Raw genomic sequence first — 16,420 nt, 5'->3', positions numbered from 1 at the left:
GGCAATGGCGCGCAGGGACTTGGCGGCGCGGCGGGGGCAGGTGATCCAGCCCAGTCTGAGGTCAAGCCGGACACGGCCGTCGATCGCACCCGGTTGGGCAATGGCAGCGAAGTTGGCAAGACCGACGCAGGCGCGGACTCGGACGCAGGCGCTGAGACGAAGCCAGCGCTGAAGGCCAAAGAGCCTGGCGCTCAGAAGGATGGAGCGGTCCTGGATCGTTCGCTTGCAGTGGCCGCGGCGACCTCGACGCCGGTCGAGTCCCCGGTCAGCGCATTGTCGAAGCCATCGGTCCCGGAGATCACCGGCAATGGTTCGATGACGCAGGCGATCGCCATCGACGTGCCGGCGTTCCGCGGTCTCGAGCCGAAGCTGACACTCACCTACGACAGTGCCCGCAAGAGCCGTCTGGGCGGCCAGTATCAGGGCTTCCTCGGTTACGCCTGGGGCATGGACGGGCTCGATGTGATCGAACGGGCAAGCCCCGGTTATGGCGTTCCTGCCTATGACGCCAGCGATATCTATCTGTTGAACGGCAGCGAACTGGTGGCCTGCACCGCCGGCATGGTGTCGGCGTCGTGCTCGACCGGCGGCACCCATGCCAACGAGAACGAGGACTATCGCCGCATCCGCTTCGACAGCGCCTCGAACAGCTGGACGGTGACCGACCGTGACGGCACGGTGTCGCTGTTCCGATCGGTGGCGGCGATGGCCAACTTCAACCCGGCGGCCGGAACGCCGGAATACGACATGAACCAGACCGGACGTTACGTCCTGGCCTCGGTCACCGACACCAACGGCAATGCCGTCAACTATGCCTACACTTGCCCGGACCTGCCGATGTGCCTGCCGGAGCGCATCAGCTATTCCGGCTACGCCGTCAGTTTCTTCTATGACATGCGCCCTGATTTCCAGACCGCGGCGAACGGCTATTTCCTCACCTGGATCAAGCATCGGCTGAAGTCGGTTGTTGTCTACGGAGCCGGTCAGCATCACAGCGCCTATTCGCTGAGCTATGACCAGGCGCCTTTCTCGAACACCTCGCGCCTCACCAAGGTCGAGCGCTGGGGCAGGGATGTCGGCTTCGACGGCAATGCCAATCCGATCTCCGGTTCTCGCAAGATCATTCGGCAGATGGCCTATGACAACTACGCCGTCGCCTACACCGGGAAGCCCTTCACGTTTCCGCATGACAAGTTGAAGCTCGCCGACGGCCTCGGCAGGCAGCAGGTTGACGACCTCAACTTCGACGGCCGCGATGAGATTTATGGTATCCTGCAACAGCAGACTGGCACCACGACGTTCGGTTTCCATCTGACCTCTTTTGACGGCAACGGCGTCACCCTCAAGACTGTGCGGCAAGTGTTCAGTAGCACCCCTCCGTTGGTGGCGGTGGCAGGGAGATTTCTGGAAGGTCGGCCGATCAAGGACTTTTTCTTTCCGTCCTTGAAAACGATCATAGGCAGCATCACCGAGACAAGGCACAAATTCGTGCCGGTCACCGGCGCTCTGGATCTCGGCGCTCGTGTGAATTGTGAGGGAGCCTATGCGAGCGTCTGCACGACGATCGGCAAGGGCGAAGGAACCGTGGTTGTCGCCGATACCGACGGCGACGGGGTCGACACGCTGTATGGCAATCCCGGCTACACAAGCGAAATGCTTGGCAATGGCCGCCAGGGTATCATCCGGGGCAATACCGCATACCGCATCGTCAATGGCGTTTGGATCCCCTACGGCCTGCCGGCCGATTGCGCCAACACCAACTCCGCCTGCTCCTTCGGCGATCTGAACGGGGACGGTGTTATCGATGTCGTTCACGCTCCGGCCCGCGGAAACCCCAACTATCAGGTCAATATCTGGTTTGGCACCGGTCGCACGTTCATTCACATGATGGGTGCTCCGCTGCTCGGCATTCCGATGCTGCGCGATATGGACAACGACGGCAAGATGGACGTGATCGCGTCCGATCGGGTCAACACCCAGGTCAATTTCTTCCGCCAATTGAATGTCTATGGGCTGTGGTCGGCCGCCTCCGGCAACACGTTGCAGCTGTTTTCCTCATTCAATGGTTCGGCGCTGTCGGGCGACTTCAACGGCGATGGCCTGCCGGACTTCCTGCAGTCGACGGGGCAGACGGCGGTCTCCAATACCGGAACCGGGCATCCGAACGTCCTGCGCAACGTGACGCTCGAGACGGGCGGAACGCTTGCGGTCGACTACACACCGTCGACGCGGTTTGCCAACACCTTCCTGCCGCAGGTGCTGCATCCAGTCACCAAGCTGGTGGTCAATGACGGCCGCGGCGGTGTCTCGCAGACGGACTATGGCTACGCCGGCGGTCTTTACTCGGCGAAGGCCCGCAAGTTCCTCGGTTTCCGCACCATCACCATGACCAAGCCCCAGGCCAATGGTGAGGCGCAGCGTCCGGTGGTCGAGACCAGCTATCGTCAGGATCTGGCAAGCTACGGCTTGCCGGAACGCACCGTGTCCCGCAACGGCGAGAACACCGCCTCCAAGGAAGTGGTCGAGAGTTACGAAGTCAATGCGACAACCAAGCCCTACTGGGTCAGGCCGGAACGCACCGTGTCCCGCAACGGCGAGAACACCGCCTCCAAGGAAGTGGTCGAGAGTTACGAAGTCAATGCGACAACCAAGCCCTACTGGGTCAAGAACGTCGCAACCGACACCACCTTGAACGAAGGCAGCGTCGCCAAGCTGCGGCTCGAGCGTAGCTTCGATGCCTGGGGAAACATCATCGAGGTTCGGGATCTCGGCAGAACGGACGCGACAAACGATGAGCGCACGACGTCGTTCGGGTTCAATCCCAACAAATCCGCCTACATCGTATCGCTGCCTCACACAAAGATCGTTCGTGCCGGGACTGTCGCTCTCACTTGGGAGAACTACTATTACGACAATCTCACCGCGACCTCGCAGGTGCCCACCAAAGGCAATTTGACACGTCACTCTCGTGTCGCGAAAGCGGGTGACGTGGATGGAGTCTGGACACGTAGGGACAGCACATACGGGCATGACGCCGTCGGAAATCGGGTATGGCAGGTCGACGGCGCTGGCTCGCGCACTGAGTGGGACTACGACACAACTTATCGCCTGTTCCCGGTGAAAGAGCGTTCACCACGGTACTTCGCCACCGGCGGCAATGCGGCTGACACCCGCTTCATGACGACGACGGGCTATGATCTTGTTTGCGGCTCGCCTTCGAGCAAGAGGGATCCGAATGGGGTAGTGGAGAACTTCATTTACGATCCCTATTGCCGTCCTTACGAATACAAGCACTCCGGAACCGGGCGGTACGTAAAAACGCGCTATGAGAATGAGGGCAAACCAGCAACGCAGGCCATTGCCACCTACGAGCCGCGTTCCTCCGGAACAGGCGAGCGGCTGACACGCAACTACTACGATGGCCTGGGACGACCGTGGCGTGTTCAGACGCCGGGTGAGCCCGCAGGCTCGGCGCGTGTTACCGATCAGGCCTACGATGCCCGTGGCAACGTAGCGAAAGTCTCGGTCGCCAGGTTTGCGAACGAGGCCGCCCAATGGACAGTCAACTCGTTCGACTGGCAGGATCGGCAAGTGAGGTCCGTTAATCCGGATGGAAGCGCCAACTCCAGGCAGCGCAAGATCTATCCTCAAGCCCCGTGGGGCACGAGCAATATCGTTCTCTACCACGAACTGGCTGTTGACGAAGCCGGACGTCAGCGTGTCACCTACACGAGCACATATGGCGACGTTATCGGTCTCTGGAACTACGCCCGGGCTGCTTGGATCCTGGATCAGGCGCGAACCTACGATGGCGCGGGGCGTTTGGTTGGCGTACGTGATGCGACGGACGCCCGCTGGGGATATAGCTATGATCTTCTAGGCAACCGTCTGAAGGCAACTGATCCGAACCTGGGCAACTGGAGCTATGCCTACGACGGTGCGGATCGCCTCATCCGCCAGACCGATGCGCGCGGAGCCGTCACGACACTTGCCTACGACCAGATGGGCCGCCTGACGCTGCAACAGGTGCAGAAGCCGGGTGAGGCGACGCCGACACTTGTTGCCCGCAACACCTATGACGAGGTCGTGGCCGCACCGTCGCACAATATCGGCCTTTTGACCAAGACTGAGAACGGGGCAGCAGCGAGCGTGTTCAGCCGCAGCTATAGCGGTGGCGGATCGACCATGCGCACCGTATCGACGATCGGCGGCGTGGCGCACACGACAGTCGAGACCCGCGGTCGCCAGGACAAGACGATCTCGATCGCCTACAGCCCTGCCGCCCTTCAGGTCGGCACGGCAGCCCAACCCCATGTCTACAACGACGCGGATCTTCTGATTTCGATCCCCGGTTATATCACCGCAACGAGCTATGAAGCCGACGGCCAGACGAAATCGGTCAGCTATGCCAATGGCGTCACCACCACCTTCAGCTATTCGCCGCAGCGGCGATGGCTGACGCGAGTGACCACCGCCAAGGGTGGGACCGTGCTGATGGACAATCAGTACACGCGTGATCTCACCGGCAAGGTCAAGACGATCAAAGGCGTCACTGCCAACGACAATTGGAGCTATGGCTACGATGAGATAGGCCGTCTTTCCAGTGCCGACAATGGCGGCAACAATGCGTTGGACGAGACCTACACCTACGCCGACAACAACAACCTGACGTTCCGAAAGCGGATCGGCAACTATGCCTATCCGGCCGGGAATGCCGTGCGTCCGCATGCGGCGACCACGATCGGTAATCGTTCGATCGGCTACGACGCCAACGGCAACATGGTCAGCGACGGCGTTCGCACCCTTGCCTGGGATGGGGCCAACCGGCTGTCGACGGTCAGCCAGAACAACACCACCGTGACGCTGGCCTACGGCCCGTCGGGCTCGCGGGTGAAGAAGACCTATGCCTTCGGCACGACGCTCTATCCCGACGCCAATGTCGAGATCGACCGCTCAAGCCCAGGTGTCGACATCTACACTCGCTATCCGCATCCCGATCTGAAGGTCGTGGCGAGTGCCCAGACCGGAGCTGTCACGAAAACCTTCTTGCATCGCGACCATCTGTCGTCGGTGCGCCTGGTCACGGACGCCACTGGCAACCTGGTTGAACAAACTGGCTATGCCGCCTTTGGCGAGCGGACCAACTCAACGATGCAGACCCAGAAGGGCTACATCGGAGAGCGCTTCGATCCCGAAACCGGACTGCAATATCTCAACGCCAGATACTACGATCCGACCTTCGGAAGATTTGTACCGGCAGAAGGCGCGGTCGAGAGCGGAGACACTGGTCTGCATAGCAGCGAGGGTTCGGCCCATTCGGTGGCCGGCCCATGAAATTAACGTTCGCATCCGAGCAAAGCTCGCTCTTCCTACAAGGACGACCCGACCTGATGAAACTGCTTCGCCACATACTGACGCGCTTGCTGATGACAGTGGTCGTCGCAAGCCTTGCTTTCACACCAATGGCCAACTTGGCGAACGCCAGGTTCGTCTCCCCAGACACGCTCGACGCGACTTTTCAAGGCGTCGGCACAAACCGCTACGCCTACGCCGGCAACGATCCCGTCAACAACAGCGATCCAAACGGGCATTTGTTCGACAACATCCGTGATTTCTTCTCCTCTCCTAAAGCACGCGATGACCGGAATTTTCGTGAGGCTGCAGGCTGGCAACAAGCTTTGCAGGACAATGAAAAGAGCTTTCGCTCTGGGCGCATGGGCGCAGCGCAGTACGAGGCTAACAAAGCGGAGTTCGAGAAGGAGAGAGGTCGGTATCTCTCCCGTATTGGTCGCACCAACCAGCAGATCGCGGTGGATGCTGCGTTAGAACTGGCAACCCTGGGTAGCTTCGGGATGGGTTCCGCCGCTCGGGGGATAGCCGGACCCGCGGCCCTACCCGGACGGATGGCAAGAGTCGTTCCAGCAGAATACGCGAACGGATCTCGGCTAGCAGGGCCGAGCGCTTCAGAAGCATGGGTAACGGCAGCCGATGACCTTGCGGGCATCTCAACCTCTAAGGGGTTAGCGGAACGCTTGGCACTAGTCGATGAATCGGGAAATCTCTTACCTGGCCGCCGCGCTATAATAGAATTTGACACCCCAGCCAGCGGCGTAGCAAGCCCCGCATTCCGTAGTAATCCCGGCTTTGTTCCGGGTGGATACACTGCAGGCGGCGCAAGAGAGTTTGTAATACCCAACATGAACGTTAACGACTTGAAGAATGTCACAATAAGGATTGTCGAGTAATGGCAGAAAAGAGCGAGTATCGTGGAGCAGAAGCTATAACAAGAGCAGAAAATCTTACCAAAATCGCTACAAACCCGGACGCTTGGGAGACAGAGTACATAGATGAAGTGACGGGGGAAATGTGGATACTTGATTATCCTAACTCCGAGCAACAAGGGGGAGGGAGCCCAAGATTGAGAAGAAAGTAGTAAACGATCGCTTCTCCGGTTGGTCGGATCCCTTCGTCGAGGTGCGCCTGGTGACCGATGCCAACGGCAACCTTGTCGAACAGACCGGCTATGCCGCTTATGGCGAGCGCACCAACGCGACGATGCAGACCCAGAAGGGCTATATCGGCGAGCGCTTTGATCCCGAAACCGGACTGCAGTATCTCAATGCGAGATACTACGATCCGACCTTTGGAAGGTTCATCTCGCCGGACGACTGGGATCCGACAAAGGCTGGCGTCGGAACCAATCGATACGTCTATGCCGGAAACGATCCCATCAACAACAGCGATCCTAACGGACATTGGTTCGGAGTTGATGACGTCTTTACGGGTCCTGTTGACGAGGCCGTTGTAATCGGCAGCCTCGCTGCGGCTGCTTACTTAGGCTGCGAGAGCTGCCAAAAGGCGCCTTCACAGATCAGCGAGATGGTTGGCTTTGGCCAACGAGAAGAACTCGGTGTCCTTACGATGGCGGGCAAGCAAGGTATCTATACCGGTATATGCGGTTTGGATGACCTCGGACCAAAGGGCGTACATTGGAAGGGTGTTGATAAGAAGGGGAAGCAAATCGAGGTTGGGATAAGGCCCGGAGTCACTGGCGATCTGGATTTTGAACCTGTCGGCGGTGCTGTGCCAGAGAAAGCTTCGATGACGCTGTAGATTCCTTGCGGCCTCCACTTGCATCGCCAAAAGGATTGCAGAAGTTGCTTGATCAGATCAGGACGGCAAAAGAGCATCTAAAATCAAGTAAAAAGTACGACAAGACAAAGAAAGACCTCGATCGCTTAGAGAAAGATGTATCGGGAAAGCTAAATGAGGGCGGGGAGTCCAAGGATCGAGGCGATAGGGGCAGCGGCCGGGATAGCAAGCCATCAAAAGGGAGAAAATAATGAGTATAGTTGACGTCGAAGCAATGATCGCTGGAAGTGCGGATACGCTCATATTCCCTGATATGACGCTGAATAACCTCGGCGCTAAGCTTGGAGTTCCGGATCGGTGGAATTTCGCCGAGGAAAAGCCCTTTGGCGCATTGTTAGGATATGGCGATTTCGAGATGATGGTTTGGGAGAGCCGTGGCAAAATAGAAGTCAGGCGAGTGGGTCTGGAGCTTTGGACTGCGGTCGACGAAGCACCCAAACCAAAGGAAAAAGTTAGAATTGCTCAGCGCGTTAAAGTTCGTCTTGGAGCCTTTGTTCCAGGGCTGCCCTTCGATGGGGCTATCCTTAAGCTCAAGGAAATGAACAAGCGATTTAGGGTTGTGAACTACAATGATGCATCCGAGGTGAAAAGGATCATCTTTCTTGGAAAGAACTGTAAGTTAGTATTTTTTAATATGACAGGAGAACTCAGGCTTGCCGAGATACAATTTTTATCCTTGAGAGGGGATGCTTGAGAACTGTAAGCGTCAATTCCGAGGGAAAGCACTATCAGCTTCTATTGACTTCAGTGGCGGTCGCAGCAGAGAACGGAGTTGTAAAGCAGGGGAGACCTGAAAGACAGCGACGCGTGCAACCAATCAGAGCCGACTACCGCAATGAAAAGCATAACAATTCTATTGATGGCTGCATTCATGCATCTCGCTGTTCTGAGCGGAGCCAAGGCAACGCAGCCGAACGATTTCGGCCGTGAGGTCGAGACATTGTTCATTCAGTCCGATGGTGACCTGGCAGCAATCAAATTCGCTGTTGATGGGATGCTGGATCCCTCAGCCGACGTCGGAGTCGAGGCTGCCAAGATCGACGAGATGTCGAAACGTCTCGCGGACATGATCCCTAACGGCGCCAGCGAAGCTGACAAGCTGCAGTATTTGCGTCAGTTCCTGTATGAAGCTGGACCATGGAACGACAACCGCCCCTTCGAATACGATCTATCCGACCCGCTTGGGACACATCCGGATAATCGCAAGCTGAGCCAGTATCTAGCGACGCGGCGCGGCAACTGCATCACCATGCCGATGCTGATGATGTTCCTGGGCTCCAGGATCGGCTTGGACATGACCCTGGCGCAAGCGCCATTGCACGTGTTCATTAAATACACGGACGCAGCAGGCACGGCGTGGAATCTGGAAGCAACCAGCGGCGGCGGCGCGACCCGCGATCTGTGGTATCGCCAGAAGCTGCCGATGTCTGACGTCGCCGTTTCGCGCGGGACTTATTTGCGCGCGCTGACGCGGGAAGAATCGGTGGCTCTGATCGCATCGCCGGTGGTGGATTCTCTAATCAGCGATGGTGAGTTCGAACAGGCTGTCGCCGTATCGGACATTCTTCTGCGCCACTATCCGACATTTGCTTACGTCCTCGCGAAGCGAGGAACCGCCTACGGTGGCCTGTTGAAACGCGATGTGATTGATAAATATCGACGTTCTGCGGATATCCCGCCCGATCTGCGTGCGCGCGCGGACGACTGGTACCGTCAAAATCTGGCGTCATTTTCTCGGGCCGAGGCGCTCGGTTGGCGGCCTGAAGACGGGAACCCGTAACGCCCGCAGATCGCAGCCAGTTGGTCGCAATCCTATCCACAGCTTGCATTGCTAGTATAAGCGCACCGTGGCTTTCGAAGCCTATGGTCCGTATGCGAATGCCATAGGAAATATGGCGCTTACGACGCCTTTGCCGCATGACGATTTTGTTGCCGCCATGGCCAAAGGCTTATCAGGTGCTGCAGCGTCAACCAAATCTGCGCGTACTGTCGTGAAGACTGCAGAGGAGGTACCCGAAATAACCAAGGCCTATAAGCGCCCGTTAGGAGCAACTACAATAGGGCAACGCGCTACTGTATCGATCGCCTACAGCCCTGCGGCCGTGCAAGTGGGATCGGTCGCGCAGCCCTTCGGCTACAACGACGCGGATCTGCTCATCTCGATCCCCGGCTACATTACCACGACAAGCTACGAGGCCGACGGTCAGACCAAGTCGATCAGCTATGCCAACGGCGTCACCACCACCTTCAGCTATTCGCCCACCCGCCGCTGGCTTGATCGGGTAACGACCGCCAAGGGTGGGACCGTGCTGATGGACAATCAGTATGGCCGCGATGCAACCGGCAAGATCAAGACGATCACTGGGCCGACCCCTGACGACCACTGGGTCTATGACTACAACCTGCGTGGTCGTCTGGTCAGCGCCGACAATCTCGGCAACAACGCCTTCGACGAAACCTATACCTTTGCCGACAACGGTAATCTGACCTTCCGCAGCCGAGCTGCCAATTACGTTTACCCGCCTGGCGATGGCCACCGCCCGCACGCGCCGATCGCGATCGGCGCCCGTGTCCTCAGCTACGACGCCAACGGCAACATGATCAGCCGGTCGATTGTGACAACATCATCCAGATCTACGCAGTACGCGCGCGTGATGCGCATTAGTCTTCTCCCTTCGGGGCTTTCAAGATGCAATTTTTGTGAAAGCGTGAGTTCAAAGACGTGTGTCAACAGGGCTTTCGCGAAGGACACCTTAACACCCAAACCTCGCCACACCTTGGTCGACGGATCAACCACCGCGGCTCCCAGGCTTGCTGAGAAGACGCAGACGATAGGGCGAGTAAAAGGGGTGTCTGGCAAGCGGAGACGCAAACCCCTTCGGATTATCGCGCTGCAAAGTGGGCTGTGGCGGAAGAAAGCTCTCCTAACGGGTGCCCTATCAAGGGGAACATCTCGAGCAATGGCCACATATACCATCCGCCTTGGAGTCCATGGTACGCGAAAACCAGGGTCACACCCTCTAAGGGAGAGCGTTGGTTTTGCTCGGAAAGCGAAGCAATCAGCGCCGGTTGGCGGGCTCCTGCTTGGAGATAGCGGGCAGGCGCAACTGCAATTTTGCGGTCGAGGTTAGAGCCGAATGCCTATGCAATGAGCACTTTGAGATTGTAAGCTAATCTGTTCACTTCCGAACAAAGCTCCGGCATTCGTCGACAAATCGTAATCGAAGACTCTGTACGATAGCGTTCATATCGTTCCGCCGAGTTGGCGTCATCCAATCGGTAATCGACGGGTCAGTATTTTGAGAGCCCGCAAGTTTTTTTCTCCGCTGGAATCGGCTATTTAATAGAAAGAAGTGAAGAACAGGGGTGCGAAAGTTGTCCGAACCGGCTCGTGTCTGGGAGAGAGTGGAAGCGGAGAACCACTTCACCGAAGTTCTCGATGGCGCCAAGGCGGGGCAAACGCAACGCATTTCCGACTCTGATGGCGTCTTCGAAATTACGTACAGTGCAACCACGCTCAAAGAGCGCGCCGGCCAAAAGTTGGCCCGTGGTGGCCCGAGTACCGAGTAGTCGCCGGTTGATCGATGGCGTATACGCGCTTAACTGACGAAGAACTCAGCGCCGCCGAAGAGACCCGAAGCTCTCTTACCCCATGCCGAACCTTGCTGAGCTGGCGTTTGAAGCCGCGAGCCTTGAAAAGGCATACAGGTTCGTAGTCGAGATGTGCAGTCAATCTTTGACCGAGGTTGGACGAGGTGCAGCGTTTCCCGGAAATGCTTCTCTGGCTCAAGTAGGCGCACGAATTCCATCGCGACCACGATATCGAGTCCTGTCTGCTTTGCGGAAATGACGTTGCGCAAGCGCGAATGGCACACCTCGCTTCCGCATTCGACAGCAAAGTCGACGAGTTTGTCGAAAAGGTAGAACGGACCTCTGACAGGTTGGACGTGATTATCTCAACGGTGGCAACCCTTTTGCGAACCGTTCCCACCAGCGATAGAGGCTAGACCTGGGTTGCCGCCATCTGTTGGCCGCCGGTGTGGAATGCGCGGTGGCTAATAGAACATTATGGGTCACATTATGGGTCCGTGCGTTCATCGCTGCTCGTTATAAGTGAAGGGTGCGCGCCGTTAATTATGTTCGGTTGCGAATTTTTAGAGTTCGAACGCTAGGCCTGACTCGGCTTACAGATGCTAAAAAGGGTAGCACACGTGTATATCACCATCTCAGCCAAAGCCGTTGAGCCGAGCGTCGTCAACGTATGGCATGATGGGGAGTTCTTTCAAATCGTTGAGCTCCCCTACACGCAAGAAGCTCCGGACGACCAAGATCTCTTAGAGAAGTTGGAGTACGACGGAAGCAATGTCCCGGATTCCTATGGTCCTGTTACCGGGCTCAGGTGCCCACCGGGAATCTTTGCAATTGCGGCATACCGAGGCCGGAGGTTTCTTTTTATCCTAATGGGCGGCCCCGGGTTCTTAAAGAGATGCAACCGTGACGAGGTCGCAAATGTGGTCGCCGATGCGGAGGCCCACATCCAGGCGGAAAGAAACATTATTCAGCCGGCTCTGGTACCGGAGATATGCTCGAGAGTTCACTTGCCGGAGTTTTAGCGTCAACGGATGGTCCGATTTCACTAGGCTCCATTTGCCGTGCTTTCTCTCATATTCAAAACCCGCAGCAATGCGGGCTTTGAGCGCAAGGTAGGCCGCTTTCAGCTCGTCATTTCCTTCTTCAAGTATCGACTTTTCGTATAGCTCGATGTGAACCGCCAACTGCGGATACGCGCCGCGCTCTTCATCAGCCCGCATCTCGTCGAGCACGAAATCGAGGCTGAAAGTGCCTTCGTTCATGAGAGTACTCCTGTATTCGTTCTTACTAGCTTTGCTCTTGAACCCGCCGGCTACAAGCACACCACCTCGCCACCTGAGGTTACGGTTGGCCCGGTTCCGAATCGCCTCCAGCGAATTTCGTGGTGCCGTGCTGAGTCATTCTCTGTGGCTACGCGGTCTTGCTGTCTCCGGCCTTTTACGTCGGCGTTCCCGGACCTGAGGACTTAATGCCGTGGGCCGAGAGGCGCTGCCGCTGCGAGATGAACTTCCTTCTCAATGTCTATCGGCATTCCGACGTTCGCTGAATAAGCCAAACTCAGTTCAACTCGCTGGACGATCGCTTCCATTAGATCGTCGTCACAGACAAGAGGATCTCCGAAAAGCGTTTGCGAGCCAGCCCGAAAGGATTGAGTGGCTGACGCAAATCCAATGGCAATCGTAGTTTGGATGCGAAGCAGCTCCCCAGCGCCAAGCTCGTCAATCTTCAGGTCATCGCAGCCACAGACCATGATGTACCGATATCCCGGTACGCCTTGTTGCCTGGAGTGCATGAAGTATACGCCGTCAACAAAGTGAGCGTTGTCAGCAGTGTAAATTTCGGCCTCTTTTCCGAAGTGTACATAAAATGACTCAGGAATGCGGAGGGGAGGGAGCTCGGAAGTCGATATGTCAGTGGCGCCGGCTAGCGGGGCCAGGATCGCCGACATATCGACGATCTGCCGCCCATGGTCGAACCATGCCTTTCGCGCCTGGATCAGAAGACTATAGTCATGCAGACGCGAGTTGAACTCGAGCGACTGCACCCCCTCGTATCCGGTCGCCGCAACTTCATTACCAGCGGATCGGTCCTGTGATGGCGAGGCGCGGTGCGTTAGGGCCTGCGCAATCCGCTGGAAGCGGTATGGGTGATAGTGGTCGTGCGTGTTCGTCATCTTCTGCGTGTCTCCTCAACACACGGATGATGAAGTTGGCCATTGCAAGTGACAAGGTCGCGTTTTTCCCTCGTCATGTTCCACGGCTTTCTGGCGATTTATTCAGATCATGGCTTCGCAAGCGAGGTCTTGAGATACAGTAATTCGAATTTTGAATTGTTTGCGTACATGCGGAGAAGCGTTGTGTCGCTCAAAGTCCGGGCGCGCCCTATTCCTCATTAAATTAATCGCGCACGAGGATCCGCCGTTGATGCCTGTCACCGGGCTGGGAGGTGTTTCATATTTTGATATTGATCGTGTTCACGCCCGGTCGAATTCGAAAGTGCTCAGTCCTCTTTGTCGCGCCAGGCGCGCTCTTAAATCCGGTCGAGCAGAGCATGTCGTTCTCTATGACTTTCCTCCGGAAGTTCTGGCCGAAAGAGTAGGTTGAAGTCACCGTTGAGTACGCCCGGTTCAGCTGCGGGATCGTGAATTCCTCGTCCAGCAGGTAGGCTGGAAGGATCGACCACGCTCCCTTGCTGCGGAGGCGCGATACGGCGACGTCAATTACCCGGTTTTGATCGAACGGCAGCACTGGTACGTCGTCTACGGACACCAAGGTCAGGCCATCTGCAACTGGCTCGGTGGCGGCCAGCTTGGAGTGGGAAACCAGCGCTAAATACGCGACGCAGATGGACGGCCACCGCGGGTCTGGCTTCTCTGTATCCCGACCGGAAAACGTGAAAAGCTGCTCGAAGTACACGTCGTCGAGTCCGGTGTTGGCGAGTAGCGTACGCCGAACGACTGTTTCCAGGTTGATGTCTTCGTCGCCGCCTAAAAGCCTGCTCAAAAGAGCAAGGGCGCCGGGTTCTCTCTCGAGCGGTGCCAGCGCCACATGCAGCCGTTCGTCCTTGAGGGTCAGGAGGACGGTGTCCACACTGACTTTCACTTCGCCGGGAGCCGTCATCAGTTCAATTCCAAATAGATTGGGGAGGGATCATTCCTATGAGCAGCCAACCTGATGCTGGCATGGCGTGTGTCTGGTCAGCGGGACGTGCCACCATGACTCTCCGATCCGACTTGCTCGAGTCTGCAAAAAGGAGACGCTCGAAACAGTTGCCGGAACCGTGAATGGAGTTAGGCGTGAATTTCTAAGGAAGGGTGAATTTTGCTTTGAGGTCTCTTCGTGTCGGTCATCTCAGCTGGTATTCGTCTGATGGTAACAGGCTAGGCGCGGCAATGACGCCGAGCTTCATTGCGGAAGGCCCTGGTCGTCTCCTCAGATTGGTCGATGCGTGGCCATCGATGCATCGGATCAAATTAGCAGGAGCTTCCTCCCTCCGATGCCCTCGAACGCCATAGGGCCGGCAGCTAGGATGCTCGGCAACGCTCCGTGTGTCCCCGAAAAATGTCCATCTGATCGGCACTCCGGCTCGTAGTCGCTCGCTCGACAAAAACTCAATGATTGCCCGTCTTTGGGCGCCGATTTACCCGTTGGGCCATTTTGGAGTTCACTTTGCAGCAAAAAAGTTTGCCGTGCGGCAGAGTTAGTTGCTTTCAGCAGGTCGCGGCTTTGCGCAAAAAATCGTATATTTCAGATTGTATATTGGATCCAATCTTTCTATGACTGGTCCCACGTCGGCTGCGGCGGCCGTTTGGTCACCGAAAAGAGAGCCAGTCTCCCGAGTGTCGGCGTACAGATATCAAGGCATGGCATGTGGATGCGGTCCGCATGCATCGCGTGGGGGCGAAAGATGCGCAGCAGCAAGGTCATTCATATTGTTTCCTGCCACGCCGAGGGTGAAGTCGGCGATGTCATCGTCGGCGGCGTTGCGCCACCGCCGGGCAAGACGCTGTGGGAGCAGCGACGCTTCATCGCCGAGGATCAGACCTTGCGCAATTTTGTGCTCAACGAACCGCGTGGCGGTGTTTTCCGCCACATCAACCTGCTGGTGCCGCCAAAGGATCCACGCGCGACTATGGGCTTCATCATCATGGAGCCTGAAGACACGCCGCCGATGTCCGGGTCCAACTCGATCTGCGTTTCGACCGTCCTGCTCGACAGCGGCATCGTGCCGATGCAGGAGCCGGAGACGAGAATGGTGCTGGAGGCGCCCGGCGGGCTCGTCGATGTCGTTGCCACCTGCCGCAACGGCAAGGCCGAGCGCATCACCGTCACCAACGTCCCGTCCTTTGCCGGCAAACTCGATGCCAAGATCGAGGTGGAAGGGCTCGGCACACTCACCGTCGACACCGCCTATGGCGGCGACAGCTTCGTCATCACCGATGCTCGTACATTCGGCTTCTCCGTGACGCCGGATGAAGCGCGCGAGCTTGCCGAGACCGGCATCAAGATCACGCGCGCAGCCAATGAGCAGCTCGGCTTCGCGCATCCGGAAAACCCGGAATGGGCACATATCTCGTTCTGCCAGCTGACGCTGCCGGTGGAAGAGCGCGATGGCGTCCTGCACGGACGCAACACAGTGGTGATCCAGCCGGCAAAGCTCGACCGGTCGCCGACCGGCACCGGCTGCTCCGCGCGGATGGCGGTGCTTCACGCGCGCGGGCAGATCAAGGTTGGCCAGCGTTTTGTCGGCCACTCGATCATCGATTCGACGTTCGATTGCCGCATCGTCGGCGAAACGACGGTTGGCGGGCGCCCAGCGATCGTTCCGGAAATTTCCGGTCGCGCCTGGGTCACCGGCACACATCAGGTGATGCTCGATCCGGCCGACCCGTGGCCATCAGGCTATCGGCTCGCGGATACCTGGCCGCGCAAACAATAGGCCCCCGAGCGGGTTATTCCTCGGCAATGATGCGCGTGGTGCCGACCCAGAGTTCACGAGCCGGCCCTGCGCCGATGTTGCGGGCGCGGTGCGGTAGCGACGAGGGGAAGTGCAGGGTGTCGCCCGCTTTCAGGACATATTCCTTGCCGTCGATCTCGTAGAGCATTTCGCCTTCAATCAGATAGAGGAAATCCTCGCCCTCGTGGCTGGTCAGCTCGGAAGCGTAGCCGGCCGGCATGTGGGTGATGCAGCCGTTGAGTTGGGCGCCGGGAAAGCCGCGCTCGAGCAGTTCATAGACACGCTCCTTCGTCTCGACATTGTAACCGCGGCGTTCGCCGGCGTGAGACACAATGGAATGGGCGTGCTGCGGCGGCTGCGACAGGAACGTATCGACGCTGGTGCCGAGCGCATTGGCGACATTGTAGAGCGAGATCAGCGAGGGGGTTGAAATACCTCTTTCGATCTGGCTGATGAAGCCCTCCGTGAGGCCGGCTTCACGCGCGACCTGCTTCATCGTCTTGCCGATTTCCTTGCGGCGGGCGCGCAGCATCTGGCCGATCGTTGCGGCCACAGGCATGTCGGTGAGGGGGGCGCCGGCGTCTGCCGCTGGCGCCTCATCGGTATCGAGAGGCATGATTTTCTTTCCGCTTGACTCGCGTCTATTGTTGTACTTTAGTCCAGCTAAAGTCGGTTATGCAAGCTGATCAACTCGGCTTAGTACCGCTTTAAAAAGGGGAAC

10 protein-coding genes and 1 pseudogene are annotated in these 16,420 nt (G+C 57.6%); 7 read left to right on the top strand and 4 right to left on the bottom strand.

What is annotated here, in order from left to right; genetic code table 11:
• The 6 genes and pseudogenes from ASD02_RS10915 to ASD02_RS39715 form a co-directional block, all read left to right on the top strand.
• A partial coding sequence (locus ASD02_RS10915; protein WP_156408394.1) for a toxin TcdB middle/N-terminal domain-containing protein occupies window positions 1-5,334 on the top strand: 5,334 nt, incomplete at its 5' end.
• Window positions 5,331-6,245 (top strand): polymorphic toxin type 10 domain-containing protein, encoded by a 915-nt coding sequence (locus ASD02_RS10910; protein WP_057220684.1) that lies wholly within the window; start codon window positions 5,331-5,333, stop codon window positions 6,243-6,245. The genes ASD02_RS10915 and ASD02_RS10910, both read left to right, overlap by 4 nt.
• Before the next feature lie 238 nt (window positions 6,246-6,483).
• Window positions 6,484-7,113, top strand: a complete 630-nt coding sequence (locus tag ASD02_RS10905; RefSeq protein ID WP_057247445.1) for an RHS repeat-associated core domain-containing protein — start codon at window positions 6,484-6,486, stop codon at window positions 7,111-7,113.
• A gap of 229 nt (window positions 7,114-7,342) precedes the next feature.
• Entirely contained in the window at window positions 7,343-7,846 is a 504-nt protein-coding gene (locus ASD02_RS10900) for a hypothetical protein (protein ID WP_057220682.1), read from the top strand.
• A gap of 141 nt (window positions 7,847-7,987) precedes the next feature.
• On the top strand, window positions 7,988-8,932 hold the full coding sequence (locus tag ASD02_RS10895; RefSeq protein ID WP_082555521.1) for a transglutaminase family protein: 945 nt from the start codon (window positions 7,988-7,990) through the stop codon (window positions 8,930-8,932).
• A 1,068-nt stretch (window positions 8,933-10,000) separates the two neighbouring features.
• Window positions 10,001-10,246, top strand: a pseudogene (locus ASD02_RS39715) (thermonuclease family protein); the annotation flags it as partial.
• A gap of 1,384 nt (window positions 10,247-11,630) precedes the next feature.
• Here ASD02_RS39715 and ASD02_RS10880 read toward each other — a convergent pair.
• From ASD02_RS10880 to ASD02_RS10870, 3 genes are all read right to left on the bottom strand, one after another.
• Window positions 11,631-12,005 carry a hypothetical protein gene (locus ASD02_RS10880; protein ID WP_057220679.1) on the bottom strand — a complete coding sequence of 125 codons (375 nt, stop codon included), beginning with the start codon at window positions 12,003-12,005 and terminating at the stop codon, window positions 11,631-11,633.
• A gap of 203 nt (window positions 12,006-12,208) precedes the next feature.
• Complete coding sequence (locus tag ASD02_RS10875) at window positions 12,209-12,916, bottom strand: hypothetical protein (RefSeq protein WP_057220678.1); 708 nt, start codon at window positions 12,914-12,916, stop codon at window positions 12,209-12,211.
• Between the two features lie 277 nt (window positions 12,917-13,193).
• Window positions 13,194-13,862: an NUDIX hydrolase gene (locus tag ASD02_RS10870; protein ID WP_057220677.1), complete on the bottom strand. Its 669-nt coding sequence runs from the start codon at window positions 13,860-13,862 to the stop codon at window positions 13,194-13,196.
• 787 nt (window positions 13,863-14,649) lie between these two features.
• On the opposite strand from ASD02_RS10870, the gene ASD02_RS10865 reads away from it, so the two are divergent.
• Window positions 14,650-15,681 (top strand): proline racemase family protein, encoded by a 1,032-nt coding sequence (locus tag ASD02_RS10865; RefSeq protein ID WP_057218117.1) that lies wholly within the window; start codon window positions 14,650-14,652, stop codon window positions 15,679-15,681.
• Between the two features lie 13 nt (window positions 15,682-15,694).
• Here ASD02_RS10865 and ASD02_RS10860 read toward each other — a convergent pair whose 3' ends face one another.
• A complete protein-coding gene (locus tag ASD02_RS10860) occupies window positions 15,695-16,315 on the bottom strand; it encodes a cupin domain-containing protein (protein ID WP_082555520.1) in 621 nt (206 codons plus the stop codon).
• Between the last annotated feature and the right edge of the window lie 105 nt (window positions 16,316-16,420).

The sequence above is a fragment of the Ensifer sp. Root1252 genome (assembly GCF_001425885.1).
Taxonomy (GTDB): Bacteria; Pseudomonadota; Alphaproteobacteria; order Rhizobiales; family Rhizobiaceae; genus Ensifer; species Ensifer canadensis.
Note: the sequence above shows the minus strand (reverse complement) of the source record. Positions and strands in the feature narration are given on the sequence as shown.